We start from the raw sequence: 17331 nt of genomic DNA, 5'->3' as shown, positions 1-17331 counted from the left end.
CGGGCACCTGGGCGGACGCGACCGTCACTCCGGTATCCGCGCCCGTGTACGGTGAGCCCCTCCCGGATGACCGTCCCCCGGCTGGAGCTGGTCGGGGGACCGGGCGCGGCTGGGGGCGGAGGCCTTCGTGCCTGCCCGGGGCCCGGACGCGGCCAGGCTCGCGGCGCGGGTGCGGGGCCGGGACGTGCTCGTGGCGGTGGAGGACGCGGACACGTTTCTCGCACAGGTGGCTGACACGCTGGCGGTGCTGCGCACGCAGGCGCGGGCCGTGTGGCTCCAGCACCCGGACGCGCCCGTGGCCTACCGGCTGGTGCTGCGCGACGAGCAGGGCTTCCGCGCGTGGCTGGAGGAGGTGGCGCCCGGCAAGCTGCGCATCATCCAGCGCGCGGACGGGTTCGAGCTGACCACCAGCGTGGGCAAGCTGCCGGGGCCGGACCGCAACGGCCCGTCCGTGCCCGTGCGCGGCGGACGCCAGGACGTCGCGACGCTGCGGCGGGAGCTGGCCCGGCTGAAGGGGCGCTTCACCACGTCGGACGACCTGTGCCTCGTCCCGTCGTTCGGCACGGAGGTGGCGCAGGTGGCGCGGGCGCTCGGCGGCACGTACGTCGCGCCGGAGGAGGGGCTCTTCGACACGCTCTGCCTCGTGTACCCCACGCCGCGGCCCGCGCCGGACGCGGGTTCCCCGTAATCAGGGGCAACGCAGCCCTCCCGCCTGGCGGCCGGGCACGCACCCCGCGTGGAGTCCGCATCCCATTGAGGTGGTGGGGCCTCGCCGCTACTACCCCTGGCGTTCCGCGCGCCGTAAGGTGCCGCGCGCCTTTTTCCTGAAGGCTTCGGAGGGCAGTGCTCCCTCCCCGGAGGTCGTCGATGGTCGCCGTAACCGAGTCCGCTTCCCGTCCCCAGGATGTACTCGCTGGGGCGACGTTCCTCTTCCAGGAGGTGGGCGCCACCCGCATCCTCACCCCGGAGGGGTTCTCCGAGGAGCAGCGGCTCTTCTTCAAGACGGCGCTCCAGTTCTGCCGGGAGCAGGTGCTGCCCCAGGCCGCGCGCATCGAGGGCAAGGACAACGCGCTCTTGCGCGACCTCCTGCGCCGCGCGGGCGAGCTGGGCCTGTTGAGCGTGGACATCGCGGAGACGTACGGCGGCACGGGCCTGGACAAGACGACGTCGCTCCTGCTCGCGGAGGCCATGAGCCTGCTGGGCTCCTGGTCGGTGACGTCCAGCGCGCACACCGGCATCGGGTCGCTGCCCATCGTGTGGTTCGGCAACGAGGCGCAGAAGGCGAAGTACCTGCCCAAGCTCGCCACGGGCGAGTGGGTGGCGGCGTACGCGCTGACGGAGCAGGGCAGCGGCAGCGACGCGCGCGGCGCGAAGACGAAGGCCGTGAAGTCCCAGGACGGCAAGCACTACGTGCTCAACGGCTCCAAGCTCTACATCACCAACGCGGCCTTCGCGGACGTGTTCGTCGTCTTCGCGCAGGTGGACGGTGACAAGTTCACCGGCTTCATCGTGGAGAAGGACACCCCGGGCCTCACCGTGGGCCCGGAGGAGCACAAGATGGGCATCCGCGGCTCGTCCACGTGTCCGCTCTACTTCGAGGACGCGCGGGTGCCCGCGGAGAACCTGCTGGGCGAGCTGGGCAAGGGCCACCGCATCGCCTTCAACATCCTCAACTACGGCCGGCTGAAGCTGGGCGCGGGCGTCATCGGGAGCATGAAGCTGCAGCTGCAGAACGCGCTCAAGTTCGCCCAGGAGCGCAAGCAGTTCAAGGCGCCCATCGCCACCTTCCCGCTCATCCGCGAGAAGCTCGCGCGCATGGCCACGCTCGTCTACGCGGTGGAGAGCATGACGTACCGCACGGCGGGCCTGGTGGACGGGCGGCTCGCGTCGAAGGAGCGCTCGGACGCGGACTACGACGCGCACGTCATCGCCGCGATGGAGGAGTTCGCCACGGAGGCCTCCATCATGAAGGTCTTCGGCTCGGAGGCCCTGGGCCACCTGGTGGACGACGCGGTGCAGGTGCACGGCGGCGCCGGCTACATCGAGGAGTACCCGGTGGAGCGCGCCTACCGCGACGCGCGCATCAACCGCATCTTCGAGGGCACCAACGAAATCAACCGCATGCTGATCACCGGCATGCTGCTCAAGCGCGCCGTGAAGGGTGACCTGCCGCTGTTCGCGCAGGCGCGCTCCGTGGCGGAGGCGCTGGGCCGCGGCGAGCGCCCCCGCGCGGGCCGCCAGGACGCGCTGGCCCAGGAGGAGGTCGCCGCCGAGTGCGCCAAGCACCTGGCCATCCACGGCATGCGCCTGGCCGCGGAGACCTTCGGCACGGAGCTGGACAAGCACCAGGAGGTCATGGCCGCGCTGGCGGACGTGGTGATGGACGCCTACGCCCTGGACTCCATGGTGACGCGCACCCGCCAGGCCGCCACCGGCGGCGTGCTGGACCCCCTGCGCGTGGCGCTGGTGCGGCTGTACGCGATGGAGTCCACCACGCGCGCCTTCGAGCGCACCCGCCGCGCGCTCTGCGCCACGCTCAAGGGTGACGCGCTCGCGCTGGAGCTCAGGCGCCTGTCCGCGCTGGACGCCTTCACGGCGTACGACCCGGCGGAGCTGCGCGAGACGCTGGTCACCGGCCTGGAGGAGGCCGGCGGCTACCCGTACAACCCGCTGTAGGCCGCGGAATCGAATCGCGCGGGGGGCCCTGACAGGGAACGTCAGGGCATCCGCGACACGGCATCCAGGCCGAAGCTGACCCGGGCCCGCCAGGGCGCGGGCGGCAGGTGCTCCAGCACCATCAGGGCCTCCAGCCGCTGGAGCATGTCCGGCCGCAGCCGGCCGAACGTCGCGCCGAAGCCCGGCGTCATCGCCTGCGCCGCGCCCTTGCGCGGCACCGACGACGTCCACGCCACCTCGCCGTGGAGCAGGAGCGGGCCCTCCTTCATGTCCATCTCCATGAGGAAGGGCGCGCCCACCTGCACCTCGCGGGGCAGGGCGGGGGCCTCCACCTCCAGGCCCACGCCGCCCCGGGAGATGTCGCGCACGTAGAAGAACGGCGCCCGGGGGTCGGCCTCCCGCGCGCGCAGGTGCAGCGGCATGCGCGGGAAGCGGCGCAGGCCGTTCTGCTCCTCCTGGGCGAAGATGAACTGGAGCACCGCGTCCAGCGCGCTGCGATCCTCCGCGCCGTCGTAGCGCACGGTGAGCAGGAAGCGCTCGCCGGGGCGCGGCTCCACCTTGACGACCTCGCCCAGCACCTCCACCGGACGCGGCATGCCGGCCGCGTGCAGCTCGAAGGTGAACCGGGTGCCCAGCGGCAGGGCCTTGCGCGTCTCCAGGGTGACGCCGCCCAGACCCACGCTGCGGGTGTACTCACCGACCAGCGACTGCGGGGTCTTGTAGGCCACCTTCAGTCGAACGTTCGTGCTCACGGGCCCGGGACTCTCAGCCTGGGAGCGGAAAAACTCAAGTTTACCCCATCCTCGAAGGTAGGCCGTCCGGCACGTGCCCTGGGGGAGGTCCGGGGCCGGGCTCGCGGTGTTCCAGCCTGTTGCGCGCTTTCTTGACCCCCCTGGGGGGGGCGCGTATGTATGCCGGCCGTTAAGGGGCAAGAAGTGGGAAGGAGTGGTGGTCCGTCCCGTATTGGGCTGAAAAGGTGGATCGTCCCGCGTGTTCCGAGGCGTCTATGAGCACCAGATCGACGCGAAGGGGCGCACCAGCCTCCCGGCCAAGCTGCGGGAGACGTTGGTGGGCGCCTACGACGAGCGGCTCATCGTCACCACGGCCCTGGACCCCTGCCTCCACGCCTATCCGGTGCGGGAGTGGGAGGCGTTGGAGACCGCGCTCGCCCGGCGCAACCCCATGGAGCCGGGGGTCAAGACGTTGATGCGGCTGTACGTGGCCAGCGCGCAGGAGTGCCCGCTGGACAAGCTGGGCCGGTTGCTCATCCCGCCGTCGCTCAGGGCGTACGCGAAGCTGGAGAAGGACGTGGTGTGGGCGGGGATGGTGAAGGTGATTGAGCTTTGGAGCCTGGACGGCTGGGCGAAGGCGCAGGAGGACGCGCGCCAGGAAGCCACCTCCCAGGACGTGTTGCGGGTGCTGGGCGAGCTGCGCCAGCCGTAGCCAGGAAGTCGACAGCCTCGAGTTCGCAGGGAAGAAGGGTGGGCAGGCGCATGGACCAGGTGCAGGAGGTTCGTCGGAACAGGGCGGTGGTGGCGGCGTCCGAGCGCGTGGAGACGCTGATGCTGGAGGGCGAGCTGGAGGAGGCGGACCTGCTCAAGCTGTGCGAGGACCTGATGCACCGGCTGCACCGGGGCACGCGCCAGGTCGTCCTGGACTTCGCGGACGTGGCGCACCTGAACTACCGCGGCGTGCGCCCGCTGATGGCCCGCACGGAGCAGTTCCGCCGCGCCGGTGGCGACGTGAAGCTGTCCGGGCTGTCGCCGTACCTGGCCGCCATCTTCCGCGCGGCCGGCGCCCACGACACCTTCGAGCTGTACCCGCACATGAACGATGCCCGGGCCGCCTTCCAGCTCGCGCGCGCTCCCTTCGTCTGACCCGCACCCAAGGCCCCGCTCCCGTGGACTTCCAGCACCAGACCGTCCTGCTCCACGAGACGGTGGAGCTGCTGAACCCGGCGCAGGGCAAGGTGATCATCGACGGCACGCTCGGCGGCGGCGGCCACACCCAGGCGCTGCTCGCCCGGGGCGCCACCGTGGTGGGCGTGGACCGGGACCCCGTGGCGCTGGCGGCGGCCACCGCCCGCATGGGCGGCAACGCGCGCTTCCAGGCCCGGCAGGGCAACTTCGCGGACCTGCCCCGCGTGGCGCACGACCTCTTGCCCGTGGACGGCGTGCTGGTGGACCTGGGCGTGTCCTCGCCCCAGCTGGACGTGGCCGAGCGCGGCTTCTCCTTCATGAAGGACGGCCCGCTGGACATGCGCATGGGCGACACCGGCGTCACCGCCGCGGAGCTCATCGCGGAGACGGACGAGCGCGACCTGGCGCGGCTGCTCAAGGATTATGGAGAAGAGCCCTTCGCGCGGCCCATCGCCCGGGAGCTGAAGAAGGCGCTGCCCCAGCGCACGCTGGAGGCCGTGGAGGTGGTGAAGCGCGCCGTGCCGCGCAAGGCGTGGCCGGACCGCATCAACGTGGCCACCCGCACGTTCCAGGCGCTGCGCATGGCGGTGAACGGGGAGCTGGAGGCGCTGGACGCGCTGCTCGCCGCGCTGCCGTCGCTCCTCAAGGTGGGCGGCCGCGCCGCGGTCATCTCCTTCCACTCCCTGGAGGACCGGAAGGTGAAGGAAGCCTTCCGCGCCCTGGTGGGCGGGTGCACCTGTCCGCCGGGCTTCCCGGTGTGCGTGTGCAACAGCCAGGGTGATTTCGCCCTCGTGTCCAAGAAGGCCGTCGCGGCTTCCGAAGCGGAAGTCGAGGCCAACCCCCGCTCTCGCAGCGCGCACCTGCGCGCGGTGGAGAAAATCCGATGAGCAAGGCCCTCTCGCGTCCCTCCGTGTCCGTGGCCGGCGTGCTGATGCACCTGTTGCCCGCCGTCATGCTCTTCGCCCTGTTCGCCGGCGTGGGCATCCTCCACGTCACCAGCCGCGTGCTGGTGGTGGACATGGGCTACCGCCTGTCCAACGCGGAGGGCGAGAGCCGCTCGCTCACCCGGGAGAACGACCGGCTGAAGCTGGAGCTGGCCACGCTCAAGGCCCCGGGCCGCCTGGAGCGCGTGGCGCGTGAGCAGCTGGGCATGGCCATGCCCAGGGGCGCCGCGGTGGTGTCCCTGGCGGACGAGCGCGTGAAGGGCGCCGGCACCGCGCAGGCCCGTTCCGCGGCGCCGGCCGTCCGCGTGGCGGAGCGGGGGACCGGGCGGTGAGGGACCTCAAGAGCGCGCGGATTCCAGAGTCGAACACGAAGGGGCTCCGGCTGCGGGTCCAGCTGCTGTTCGCGCTGTTCCTCGCGCTCCTGGGCACGGCGTTCGGCCGCGCGGTCTACCTCCAGGTCTTCCAGCAGGAGAAGCTGCGCGGCCTGGCGCAGGACCAGTACGTCCGGCAGATAGACATCCCGGCCCGGCGCGGGGACATCTTCGACCGGCGCGGCACGCCGCTGGCGCAGAGCGTGGAGGTGGACTCCATCTGGGTGGACCCGTCCATGCTCCCCGACGTGCCGCGGGCGGCCCGGCAGCTCGCGCGCGCCGTGCACCTGGACGGCAACGACGTGGCCGCGCGCCTGGCCCGCGCCAAGCGCTTCGCGTGGGTGAAGCGCCAGGCGAAGCCCCAGGAGGTGGAGGCGGTGAAGGCGCTGGGCCTGCCCGGCCTGGGCTTCACCAAGGAGCCCAAGCGCTTCTATCCCCAGCGCGAGCTGGGCGCGCACATCGTCGGCATGGTGGGCACCGACGGCCACGGCCTGGAGGGCCTGGAGCTGGCCTTCGAGGACGAGCTGTCCGGGCAGAACTCGCGCACCTCCGGCTTCCGGGACGCCAAGGGCCGCAAGCTGATGGTCCAGGGCGCCATGGATCCGCTGGAGCGCCAGGGCGCCGCGGTGACGCTCACGCTGGACCGCCACCTCCAGTACGTCGCGGAGAAGGCGCTGGCCAAGGCCGTGGAGGACGCCAAGGCCGTCGCGGGCATGGCGGTGGTGCTGGACCCTCGCACCGGGGAGCTGCTGGCGCTGGCCAACAACCCGCGCTTCAACCCCAACACGCCGGAGAGCGGCGTGAAGAACGCCATCCGCAACCGCGCCGCGCTGGACGCCTTCGAGCCCGGCTCCACGATGAAGGCCTTCGTGGTGGCCGCCGCGCTGGAACAGAAGGCCATCACCCCGGACACGCTGTTGTTCTGTGAGAACGGCGCCTTCCGCATTGGCCGCCACACCATCAACGACACCCACCCGCACGGCTGGCTCAACGCGCAGGGCATCCTCCAGGTGTCCTCCAACATCTGCGCCGCCAAGGTCGCGGAGGCCCTGGGCCGGGAGAAGCTGGTGGCCGCCTACCACGCCTTCGGCTTCGCGGAGCGCACCGGCCTGGCGCTCACCGGCGAGAGCCGCGGCGTCATCCCGTTTCCGAAATCGGACATCTCCCTGGCCACCCAATCCTTCGGCCAGGGCATGACCTCCACCGCCGTCCAGCTGGCGGCGGCCTACGGCGCGCTGGCCAACGACGGCGTGCTGATGCGCCCGTACCTCATCTCCAGGGTCGTGGACCCGGACGGCGTGGTGCTGCTGGAGAACCAGCCCACGGAGCTGCGCCGGGTCGTTTCCCAGAGGGTGGCGCGGCAGGTCGTGGGTATGCTCGAGAGCGTGGTGGCCAAGGGAGGGACCGCGCCCAAGGCGGCCATGGACGACTACCGGGTGGCCGGCAAGACGGGCACCGCCCAGAAGGCGGACCCCGTCGCGCGGGGGTATTCCGACAAACGCATCGCGTCGTTCGCGGGCATGGTGCCAGCCGAGGCACCGCGCGCCGTGATTCTCGTGGTGGTGGACGAACCCAAGACAGACGTATACGGGGGGAACGTGGCTGCCCCTGCCTTCAAGGAAATCGCTACCGCTGCCATGGCCCACCTGGCCGTGCCTCCGTCCCGGACGGAGGCACCCGCCGAGGTGGCCGCGGCCGCCGCGCCCGTGGTGCCCCCTCCGGCACCGAGGGCGTTGGCGAAGGCCGTGCCCGTCCGGGCCGGCCTGGAGGAAGCGGTGACCGAGACCCCGGAAGCCGGCACGGTGCGTGTGCCGGACGTCCAGGGTCAGGCAGGAAGAGAGGCCGTGGTGAAGTTGCTCGCCGCGGCCTTGGAGCCACAGCTGCAAGGCAGTGGACGAGTCGTATCTCAGACCCCCCCCGCCGGTGCGCTGGTGGAGAAGGGGGCCCGGGTGACGCTGGAACTGGCGACGCGGCAATGAGGCCGTGTCCTTTCCAGGCCCCGCATCAGCAATGCGTGTGAAGGGGAAGAGATGAAGCTGACGGATGTCCTCGCAGGGTGTGGAGCCGAGCAGACCTCGGGCGGCCGTTCCGCGGTCGACGTCACGGGAGTGACGCAGGATTCGCGGCGCGTGAAGCCGGGGGATCTCTTCATCGCCGTGCCGGGCCTGAAGGAAGACGGGGCCCAGTTCATTGGTGAAGCCGTGTCGCGCGGTGCCGTGGCCGTGGTGTCGGAGAAGCAGGGGCAGTCCTCGCAGGTGCCGTTCTTCAAGGTGAGCAGCGCGCGCAAGGCGCTGGCCCTCATCGCGGCCAACTTCCACGGCCGCCCCGCCGACAAGCTGACGCTCCTGGGCGTCACCGGCACCAACGGGAAGACCACGACGACGTACCTCCTGGAGGCCATCCTCGCGACGCCGCCATGTACACGGGGGCCAACCCGCCGGGCATCATCGGCACGCTGGGCTACAAGTTCAACGGCAAGACGACGGAGCTGGCCAACACCACGCCGGACCCGCTGGAGCTGCACCGCATCTTCCGTGAGATGGTGGACGCGGGCGTGGAGACGGTGGTCATGGAGGTCTCCAGCCACGCGCTCGCGCAGGAGCGCGTGCACGGGCTCACCTTCAAGGCCGTGGGCTTCAGCAACCTGTCCCGCGACCACCTGGACTACCACAAGGACCTGGAGGAGTACTTCCAGGTGAAGCGCAAGCTCTTCGTGGAGAACCTCTCCGCCACGGGCACGGCGGTGGTCAACGGCGACGACACCTTCGCCAGCCGCATCTACAACGAGCTGCGCGGCCAGAAGCGCATGGCGTGGAAGTTCAGCCGCACGGGCGCGGGGGAAATCAGCGCCGCGGACGCCGCCTACTCGCTCAAGGGCATCGAGGCCACCCTGAAGACGCCCGCGGGCGACATCAAGGTGAAGAGCAAGCTCCTGGGGCCCACAACCTGGAGAACATCATGCTCGCCGCCGGCATCGCGCTGGGCGCGGGCATCAGCCGCTCGGACGTGAAGAGCGGCATCGAGCTGGTCTCCCAGGTCGCCGGCCGCATGGACCGCGCGGAGAACCACCGCGGCGGCCCCGCGCCGGCGGTGCTGGTGGACTACGCGCACACGGATGACGCGCTCAAGCGCTCCATCGAAGCGGCGCGCACGCTGGCCAAGGGCCGCGTCATCGTCGTCTTCGGCTGCGGCGGCGACCGCGACAAGGGCAAGCGCCCGCTGATGGGCACCGTGGCCGCGGAGGGCGCCGACCTGGTGATGGTGACCAGCGACAACCCGCGCACGGAGGACCCGGAGGCCATCATCGCGGAGGTGACGCCGGGCCTGGAGAAGGGCGGCCTGCGCCGCATCTCCGCGGGCAAGGCGAAGGTCGGGGAGAAGGGCTACCTCGTGGACGCGGACCGCCGCGCCGCCATCGAGCAGGTCATCAACCTGGCCAAGGACGACGACGTCGTCCTCATCGCCGGCAAGGGCCACGAGACCTACCAGACGGTGGGCACGGAGAAGCTCGCGTTCGACGACCGCGAGGTCGCCGCGCGCGCGCTGGCCAACCGCATCCCGGGCTAACCCCCCCCAGGGCCACCCCCCTCCATGGCCGCTCGATTCTCCGATGACGAGGTGGTGCAGGCGACGGGTGCGACCCGTCGCGGGGAGCCCGTTGCCGCGGGCTTTCCCGCCGTCTGCACCGACACCCGGTCGCTCACCCCCGGGTGTCTCTTCGTGGCGCTGCAGGGCGAGCGCTTCGACGCCCACGACTTCGTGGACGGCGCCCAGCGTCAGGGAGCGGCCGGGGCGGTGGTGAAGCGGGGGAGGGCGCTGCCGGCCCTGCCCCCGGGCTTCGCGCTCTACGAAGTGGACGACACCCTGGCCGCGCTGGGCGGGCTGGGGGCGCTGCACCGCCGCCGCTTCCACATCCCGGTGGCGGCGGTGGGGGGCTCCAACGGGAAGACGACCACCAAGGAGATGGTGGGCGCCATCCTGGCCACGCGGGGCCCCGCGCTGAAGACGGAGGGCAACTTCAACAACGAGGTGGGCGTCCCGCTCACGCTCTTCCGGCTGGAGCCGTCCCACGTGGCGGCCGTCATCGAAGTGGGGATGAACCAGCCGGGCGAAATCGAGAGGCTCACCCGCGGGGTGCGGCCGGACGCGGGGCTCATCACCGTGGTCCAGCCGGAGCACCTGGAGGGGCTGGGCAGCCTGGAGGGCGTGGCGGAGGCGGAAGGGGAGATGTTCCGCGAGCTGCTGCCCCAGGCCACCGCCGTGGTGAACGTGGATGACGCGCTCATCGTGCGCCAGGCCGCGCGCAGCGGCGCGAAGCACCTGACGTTCGGCCGGGCGGAGGGCGCGGACGTGCGGCTCACCGCCGTCCACACGCTGGGCCGCGACGGCATGGTGGCCACCGTGCGCTACCAGGGGAAGGACTGGCCGGTGCGCCTGCACTTCGTGGGGCCGCACAACGCGCAGAACGCGACGGCGGCGTTCGCGACGGCGCTGGCCCTGGGCTACTCCCCGGACGAGTGCGTGAAGGGCCTGGAGTCCGCGCGGCCGTACGCGCGCAGGCTCAACATCGTGGACGGCAGGAACGGCGTCACGGTGGTGGACGACTGCTACAACGCCAACCCGGCCTCCATGGAGGCCGCGCTCGTCACGCTGGGCACGCTGGTGCCCGAAGGCGGCCGGGCGGTGGCGGTGCTGGGCGACATGCTGGAGCTGGGCTCGGGCGAATTCGAGGAGCACGTCAAGCTCGGGGCCATGGTGAAGAATCACGCGACGGTGGCGGCGTTCTTCGGTCCCAGGTCGGAGATGGGCTTCAAGTCGTCGGGCATGGAAGATTCCGCCGCCCACTTCACCGAAGTGGAGCCATTGGTGGCGTGGTTGACGCCCCGGCTCTCCCCCGGTGACGTGGTGCTGGTGAAGGCCAGTCGCGGCATGCGATTGGAGCGCGTGGTGGCGGCCCTCACGGGTGCGGCACCCCCCGGAGGGAGTCACTAGTGCTGTACCTTCTGTACGAGCTCATCCAGAACACCGAGGCCGGGCGCGTCCTCAACTTCCTGCGCTACCCGACCTTCCGCATCATCGCCGCGGGCGTCTTCGCCCTGCTGCTGGGGATGCTGATTGGCCCGCGCCTCATCGCGCGGCTGCGCCTGAAGCAGCACGGGCAGAGCAACGTGCGCGAGGACACCCCGGACAGCCACCAGAAGAAGAAGGGCACGCCCACCATGGGGGGCGCGCTCATCCTCATCTGCATCGCGGCGGGCACGCTCCTGTTCGCGGACCTGAAGTCCCGCGGCGTCTGGGTGATGATCCTCCTCACCTTCGGCTACGGCTTCATCGGCTTCCTGGACGACTGGCTCAAGCTGTCCAAGCGCAACTCCAAGGGCCTGGCCGGGCGCAAGAAGATGGTGCTGCAGACCGTCTTCTACCTCATCGCCATCTTCGGCCTGATGTGCACGTGGACGAAGGCGGACGGCTCCTTCGGGCCCACGCTGCTCATCGACACGCGGCTCACGCTGCCGTTCGTGCCCTCGCACTGGTTCAACCCGGACCTGGGCTGGTTCTACGTCGTCTTCGCGTGGGTGGTCATCGTGGGGACGTCCAACGCGGTGAACCTCACGGACGGCCTGGACGGGCTGGCCATCGTGCCCACCATCGTGTCGGCGGTGACCTTCTGCGTGCTCTGCTACGTGGCGGGCACCACGCTGCACATCGCGGACACGGAGACGGTGAACGGCGTCGCCAGGCTCACGGCCACGCCGCTGTACCGCTACCTGGGCATCCTCCAGGTGCCGGGCGGCGCGGAGCTGGCCGTCTTCTGCGCGAGCATCGTGGGCGCGGGCATCTCCTTCCTCTGGTTCAACACCTACCCGGCGTCCGTGTTCATGGGCGACATCGGCTCGCTGGCCCTGGGCGGCGCGCTGGGCGCGCTGGCGGTGTTCTCCAAGAACGAGGTGGTGTCCGCCATCATCCACGGCATCTTCTTCGCGGAGGCGCTCTCCGTGATGATCCAGGTGGCGTCCTTCAAGATGACGGGCAAGCGGGTCTTCAAGATGGCGCCCGTGCACCACCACTTCGAGCTCAAGGGACTGGCCGAGCCGAAGATCATCGTGCGTTTCTGGATTGTCGCCATCCTCTGTGGTGGCGTGGCCCTGCTGTCCCTGAAACTGCGCTAGTCGCTTAGCTCTCGTAGACGAGGTCGGCCCGCCCCATGAATCCCTCGCTGTCCGGTCGGAAGGTCGCGGTGTTCGGGCTGGCCAGGAGCGGCGTCGCGGCGCTCCGGCTGCTCGTGCAGCAGGGCGCGAAGGTGACGGCGCTGGACGCGCGCTCGGAGGACGCGCTCGGCGACGTGGCGAAGGAGCTCCGCGCGAAAGGCGTGGAGCTCGTCACCGGCGCCACGCCTGAGGGGCTGCTCACCCGCCAGGACCTGGTGGTGGTGAGCCCGGGCGTGCCGCTGTCGCTGCCGGAGCTGGAGGCCGCGCGCACGTCGGGCGTCCCCGTGTGGGGCGAGGTCGAGCTCGCGGGCCGCTTCCTCACGGGCACGCGCCTGCTGGGCATCACCGGCACCAACGGAAAGAGCACCACCACGGCGCTCACCGGTGAGCTGTACGCGAAGGCGGGCCTGCGCACCTTCGTGGGCGGCAACCTGGGCCGTCCGCTGGCGGAGGCCGCCATGGCGCCCGGGGACTGGGACGCGCTGGTGGTGGAGCTGTCCAGCTTCCAGCTGGAGGGCATCCACCAGCTCGAGCCCACGGGCGCGGCCATCCTCAACCTCGCGCCGGACCACCTGGACCGCTACGCCAACCCCGCCGAGTACGGCGCGGCCAAGGCGCGCATCTTCATGAACCAGGACGCGGGCAGCGACTTCGCCGTGGTGAACGCGGACGACGCGGCGGTGATGAGGCTGGCCATGTCCGCGCGCGCGCCCGTGTACGGCTTCAGCCTGACGGGCCGCCCGGTGGTGGACGCGCCCAGGCTGGCGGGGCTGGCCATCGCCCGGCCCGGCGGCTTCGAACTGGAGTTCGCGGGCGAGTCCTACACGCTCACCACCCGCTCCCTCCGGGGCGCGCACAACGCGCAGAACGCGATGGCGGCGGCGCTGCTGGCGCGGCTGGGCGGCGTGGCGAAGGACGCAGTGCAGGCGGGCCTGGACAGCTACCCGGGCCTGGCGCACCGGCTGGAGAGCGTGCGCGTGCTGGACGGCGTGGAGTGGGTGAACGACTCCAAGGCCACCAACGTGGACTCCGTGCTGGTGGCGCTCAAGGCGTTCCAGGGCGACGTGTGGCTCATCGCGGGCGGCAAGGGCAAGGGCGCGCCGTACGCGCCCATGGTGGAGGCGGGGCAGGGGAAGGTGAAGGGCGTGCTGACCCTTGGCCAGGACGCGGACGCGCTGGCGCGGGCGTACGCGAACGACGCGCCGGTGCACGCGTGCGGCACGCTGGACGCGGCGGTGGCGAAGGCGCGTGAGGTCGCGCGGCCCGGGGACACGGTGCTCCTGTCCCCGGCGTGCGCGTCGTATGACCAGTTCAAGAACTTCGAGGACCGGGGCGACACGTTCAAGCGCCTCGTCGGGGCGCTCTGACCGTGATGAAGACCTCTCCTCCGGCCGCCCCCGTGCGGTTCGATCCGATTCTGCTGTGCGCGGTGCTGGCGCTCGTCTCGCTGGGCCTGGTGATGACGTACTCGGCCAGCGCGGTGCTCGCGCAGGACAAGCTGGGCGACAGCCTCTACTTCCTCAAGCGCCAGCTTTCCGCCGCGGGCCTGGGCCTCGTGGCCATGGCGGTGGCCATGAAGCTGGGGTGGCGGAAGCTGGCGCGGCTGGCGTACCCGCTCTTGCTCGTCGCCATCGTGCTGCTCATCGCGGTGGCCATCCCCGGCATCGGCACCACGGCGGGCGGCGCGCGGCGGTGGATCCGCCTGCCGGGCTTCAGCCTCCAGCCCGCGGAGCTCGCCAAGTTCGCGTGGCTCGTCTACCTGTCCTATTCGCTGGCGAAGAAGCGGGAGAAGGTGGCCACGTTCTCCATTGGCTTCCTGCCGCACCTGGCCCTGTGCGGCATCCTGGTGCTCCTGTGCATGCTCCAGCCGGACTTCGGCAGCAGCGTGCTGCTGGTGTTCATGCTCTTCGTGCTGCTGTTCGCGGCGGGCACGAAGCTGTCGTACCTGGTGGGCTCCGTGCTGCTGGCGCTGCCGCTGGCGTTCGTCGCCATCGCGACCAGCCCGTACCGCATGAAGCGCATCCTCGCGTTCCTGGACCCGTGGGCCCACCGGCACGACGTGGGCTACCAGGTGGCGGAGTCGCTCATGTCCATCGGCTCGGGCGGCATCACCGGCCTGGGGCTGGGGGACGGCCGGCAGAAGCTGTTCTTCCTGCCGGAGGCGCACACGGACTTCATCTTCTCCATCCTCGGTGAGGAGCTGGGGCTCATCGGCGTGGGGCTGCTGGTGGTGCTGTACGCCGTCGTCCTCTGGCGCGGCATCCGCGCGGCCCTGGCGGCGGGGGAGACCTTCGGCACGTACCTGGGCCTGGGCATCAGCTCCATCATCGCGTTCCAGGCCACGGTGAACATGTGCGTGGCCATGGGCCTGTTGCCCACGAAGGGCCTGACGCTGCCGTTCGTGTCCTACGGCGGCACGTCGCTGGTGGTGCTGATGGGCTCCGCGGGCGTGCTGTTGTCGCTCAGCGCGAACACCCAGGGCGCTTCGCGGCCGGTGCGCACGGGCACCACCGACCTGCGGGAGGTGACGGCGTGAAGGTGCTCATCGCGGGCGGCGGCACCGGCGGCCACCTGTTCCCGGGCATCGCGCTGGCGGAAGAGGTCGTCACGCGCCATCCGAACAACCAGGTCGTCTTCGTGGGCACCGAGAAGGGCCTGGAGGCGCGCGTGGTGCCCAAGGAGGGCTACCCGCTGGAGTTCGTGAAGGTGCAGGGGCTCAAGGGCAAGGGCGTGCTCGGGCTCCTCAAGGGCCTCATCGCGCTGCCCATGGCGTTCCTCGCGTCGTTCCGCATCCTGTCGCGCCAGAAGCCGGACGTGGTGGTGGGCGTGGGCGGCTACGCGAGCGGGCCGGTGGTGCTGGCCGCGTGGCTGATGGGCATCCCCACCGCCATCCAGGAGCAGAACGCGCTGCCGGGCCTCACCAACAAGGTGCTGGGCCGCATCGTGAAGGTCGTCTTCACCGCCTTCGAGGAAGCACGGACGTACTTCCCCGAAGCCAGGGTGCAGATGATTGGCAACCCCATCCGCAAGAAGCTGATGGACAACTACCTGCGCAGCAGCGCCGCGCACGAGAAGTTCTCCGTCCTCATCTTCGGCGGCAGCCTGGGCGCGCGCGGCCTCAACAACCGCGTGCTGGACGCGCTGGACTCGCTGGGGGACGTGAAGGACCAGCTCGACATCGTCCACCAGACGGGGAAGCTGGACCTGGAGACGGTGCGCAAGGGCTACGCGGACAGGGGCTTCGCGGACGTGGCCCAGGTGGTGGAGTTCATCGACGACATGTCCTCCGCGTACGCGAAGGCGGACCTGGTCATCTGCCGCGCGGGCGCCACGTCGCTGGCGGAGCTGACGGTGTGCAAGAAGGCCAGCATCCTGGTGCCCTTCCCGCACGCGACGGACAACCACCAGGAGGTGAACGCCCGAGCGCTGGTGGACGCGGGCGCGGCCCTCATGTTCCGCGAGTCGGAGCTCACCGGGCAGAAGCTGGCGCAAGAGCTGCGCGGCCTGATGACGGACCCGGTGAAGCTCAAGCAGATGGCGAAGAAGGCGGGCATCCTCGGCCGCCCCGCCGCCGCGAAGGAGCTGGCGGACGTGTGCGTGGACCTGACCACCCAGGCCTGGGGCCCGGGCGGACGGGACCGCGGACCCAAGGACGTGAAGAAGGCACCCGGGAGCAAGGCATGAGCAGCAAGACCGTCAGCAACAAGCCCGGCAGCCTCTTCAAGACGCGCCACGCGGCGCACGTGCACTTCGTGGGCGTGGGCGGCATCGGCATGAGCGGCATCGCGGAGGTGCTGCTCAACCTGGGCTACCGCGTGTCCGGTTCGGACCTGCGCGAGAGCGACATCACCCGCCGCCTGGCGAAGCTGGGCGCCACGCTCTACGAGGGCCACAAGGCGTCCAACCTGGTCCACGCGGACGTCGTCGTCATCTCCTCCGCGGTGCGCAAGGACAACCCGGAGGTGGTGACGGCGCGCCAGCGCAAGATTCCCGTCATCCCCCGCGCGGAGATGCTCGCGGAGCTGATGCGCCTGAAGTACGCGGTCGCCGTCGCCGGCAGCCACGGCAAGACGACCACGACGTCCATGGTGGCCACGGTGCTGTCCGCGGCGGGCCTGGACCCCACGGCGGTGGTGGGCGGCAAGGTGAACGTGCTCGACTCCAACGCCAAGCTGGGCAAGAGCGAGCTGATGGTGGTGGAGGCGGACGAGTCCGACGGCAGCTTCCTCAAGCTGCACCCGTCCATCGCGGTCGTCACCAACATCGACCCGGAGCACATGGACCACTACGGCGACCTGGACACGCTCCAGTCCGCCTTCGTGGAGTTCTGCAACCGCGTTCCCTTCTACGGCCTCAACGTGCTGTGCCTGGACAACCCCAACGTCCAGGCGCTGCTGCCGCGCATCGAGAAGCGCTTCGTCACCTACGGCAGCTCGCACATGGCGGACTACCGGCTGGAGGGCATCGCGCTGGACGGCTTCACCACCACCTTCCGCGCCTTCCGCCGCGAGGAGGACCTGGGGGAGTTCCGCGTGCGCATGGTGGGCGCGCACAACGCCTTCAACGCGCTGGCGGTGGTGGCCATCGCGGAGGAGATGGACATCCCGCTGGAGACGGTGCGCGGGGCGCTGGCGGAGTTCGGCGGCGTGCAGCGCCGCTTCACCGTGCGCGGCGAGGTGGGCGGCATCACCGTGGTGGACGACTACGGGCACCACCCCACGGAGGTGATGGCCACGCTGTCCGGCGCGCGCCGCGCGTTCGGCCGCCGCGTGGTGGCCGCCTTCCAGCCGCACCGCTACACGCGCACGCACGACCTGATGAAGGAGTTCGCCACCGCGTTCAACGACGCGGACGTGCTGCTGGTCACCAGCGTCTACGCGGCGGGCGAGGAGCCGATTCCTGGCGCCACCGGCGACGCGCTGGCGGAGGCCATCCGCGCGCACGGCCACCGCGACGTGACCTTCGTGGAGAAGCGCGCGGACGTGGCGAAGGCGCTGCTGGAGCGCGTGCGCGAGGGCGACCTGGTGCTGACGCTGGGCGCGGGCGACATCACCCAGGTGGGCCCGGACCTGCTCACCCTGATGGGCGCGGCGAAGGGCGGGTAGGAAATGGCGCCGGGCGAGGTGACACCGCTGGCGGCGCGCGTGGCGCGTCTGCCGGGCCTGGACGTCAAGCCGGGGGAGCCCCTGGCGCCGCTCATCAGCGTGCGCGG

14 protein-coding genes and 1 pseudogene are annotated in these 17331 nt (G+C 70.9%); 14 read left to right on the top strand and 1 reads right to left on the bottom strand.

The genetic code is table 11. The features are described 5' to 3' along the window. The first annotated feature begins 127 nt into the window (after positions 1 to 127). Together ACLEQD_RS17295 and ACLEQD_RS17290 are read left to right on the top strand one after the other, a co-directional pair. On the top strand, positions 128 to 688 hold the full coding sequence (locus ACLEQD_RS17295) for a hypothetical protein (protein WP_410385335.1): 561 nt from the start codon (positions 128 to 130) through the stop codon (positions 686 to 688). A gap of 179 nt (positions 689 to 867) precedes the next feature. Continuing rightward, the gene (locus ACLEQD_RS17290) at positions 868 to 2676 is read left to right on the top strand and encodes an acyl-CoA dehydrogenase family protein (protein WP_410385333.1); all 1809 of its coding nucleotides are present in this window, start codon (positions 868 to 870) and stop codon (positions 2674 to 2676) included. Between the two features lie 41 nt (positions 2677 to 2717). Here ACLEQD_RS17290 and ACLEQD_RS17285 read toward each other — a convergent pair whose 3' ends face one another. Then, positions 2718 to 3428 carry a PilZ domain-containing protein gene (locus ACLEQD_RS17285; RefSeq protein WP_410385331.1) on the bottom strand — a complete coding sequence of 237 codons (711 nt, stop codon included), beginning with the start codon at positions 3426 to 3428 and terminating at the stop codon, positions 2718 to 2720. A 238-nt stretch (positions 3429 to 3666) separates the two neighbouring features. Between ACLEQD_RS17285 and mraZ the strand changes: the two genes are divergently transcribed. From mraZ to murC, 12 genes and pseudogenes are all read left to right on the top strand, one after another. Continuing rightward, on the top strand, positions 3667 to 4119 hold the full coding sequence (gene mraZ, locus ACLEQD_RS17280) for a division/cell wall cluster transcriptional repressor MraZ (protein WP_143899860.1): 453 nt from the start codon (positions 3667 to 3669) through the stop codon (positions 4117 to 4119). Positions 4120 to 4169: 50 nt separating this feature from the next. Continuing rightward, complete coding sequence (locus ACLEQD_RS17275; protein WP_171415295.1) at positions 4170 to 4553, top strand: STAS domain-containing protein; 384 nt, start codon at positions 4170 to 4172, stop codon at positions 4551 to 4553. Between the two features lie 23 nt (positions 4554 to 4576). Beyond that, the gene (rsmH, locus tag ACLEQD_RS17270) at positions 4577 to 5482 is read left to right on the top strand and encodes a 16S rRNA (cytosine(1402)-N(4))-methyltransferase RsmH (protein WP_410385329.1); all 906 of its coding nucleotides are present in this window, start codon (positions 4577 to 4579) and stop codon (positions 5480 to 5482) included. Further along, on the top strand, positions 5479 to 5871 hold the full coding sequence (locus ACLEQD_RS17265) for a cell division protein FtsL (protein WP_410385327.1): 393 nt from the start codon (positions 5479 to 5481) through the stop codon (positions 5869 to 5871). Before rsmH ends, ACLEQD_RS17265 begins: the two co-directional genes overlap by 4 nt. Continuing rightward, on the top strand, positions 5868 to 7889 hold the full coding sequence (locus tag ACLEQD_RS17260; RefSeq protein ID WP_410385325.1) for a penicillin-binding protein: 2022 nt from the start codon (positions 5868 to 5870) through the stop codon (positions 7887 to 7889). The genes ACLEQD_RS17265 and ACLEQD_RS17260 overlap by 4 nt, the downstream gene beginning before the upstream one ends. Before the next feature lie 51 nt (positions 7890 to 7940). Then, positions 7941 to 9477, top strand: a pseudogene (locus ACLEQD_RS17255) (UDP-N-acetylmuramoyl-L-alanyl-D-glutamate--2,6-diaminopimelate ligase). A 24-nt stretch (positions 9478 to 9501) separates the two neighbouring features. Continuing rightward, positions 9502 to 10902 carry a UDP-N-acetylmuramoyl-tripeptide--D-alanyl-D-alanine ligase gene (locus tag ACLEQD_RS17250; protein WP_410385323.1) on the top strand — a complete coding sequence of 467 codons (1401 nt, stop codon included), beginning with the start codon at positions 9502 to 9504 and terminating at the stop codon, positions 10900 to 10902. Next, the gene (gene mraY, locus ACLEQD_RS17245) at positions 10902 to 12080 is read left to right on the top strand and encodes a phospho-N-acetylmuramoyl-pentapeptide-transferase (RefSeq protein ID WP_410385322.1); all 1179 of its coding nucleotides are present in this window, start codon (positions 10902 to 10904) and stop codon (positions 12078 to 12080) included. Before ACLEQD_RS17250 ends, mraY begins: the two co-directional genes overlap by 1 nt. 35 nt (positions 12081 to 12115) lie before the next feature. Beyond that, positions 12116 to 13486 carry a UDP-N-acetylmuramoyl-L-alanine--D-glutamate ligase gene (murD, locus tag ACLEQD_RS17240; RefSeq protein WP_410385320.1) on the top strand — a complete coding sequence of 457 codons (1371 nt, stop codon included), beginning with the start codon at positions 12116 to 12118 and terminating at the stop codon, positions 13484 to 13486. Between the two features lie 5 nt (positions 13487 to 13491). Beyond that, complete coding sequence (gene ftsW, locus ACLEQD_RS17235; protein ID WP_410385318.1) at positions 13492 to 14655, top strand: putative lipid II flippase FtsW; 1164 nt, start codon at positions 13492 to 13494, stop codon at positions 14653 to 14655. Then, positions 14652 to 15803 (top strand): undecaprenyldiphospho-muramoylpentapeptide beta-N-acetylglucosaminyltransferase, encoded by a 1152-nt coding sequence (gene murG, locus ACLEQD_RS17230; RefSeq protein WP_410385316.1) that lies wholly within the window; start codon positions 14652 to 14654, stop codon positions 15801 to 15803. The genes ftsW and murG overlap by 4 nt, the downstream gene beginning before the upstream one ends. Next, positions 15800 to 17224, top strand: a complete 1425-nt coding sequence (gene murC, locus ACLEQD_RS17225; protein ID WP_410385314.1) for a UDP-N-acetylmuramate--L-alanine ligase — start codon at positions 15800 to 15802, stop codon at positions 17222 to 17224. Before murG ends, murC begins: the two co-directional genes overlap by 4 nt. Positions 17225 to 17331: the final 107 nt, after the last annotated feature.

Source organism: Corallococcus sp. 4LFB, assembly GCF_046520365.1.
In the GTDB taxonomy this organism is placed as follows: domain Bacteria; phylum Myxococcota; class Myxococcia; order Myxococcales; family Myxococcaceae; genus Corallococcus; species Corallococcus caeni.
This window is presented reverse-complemented; position numbering and strand designations above follow the sequence as displayed.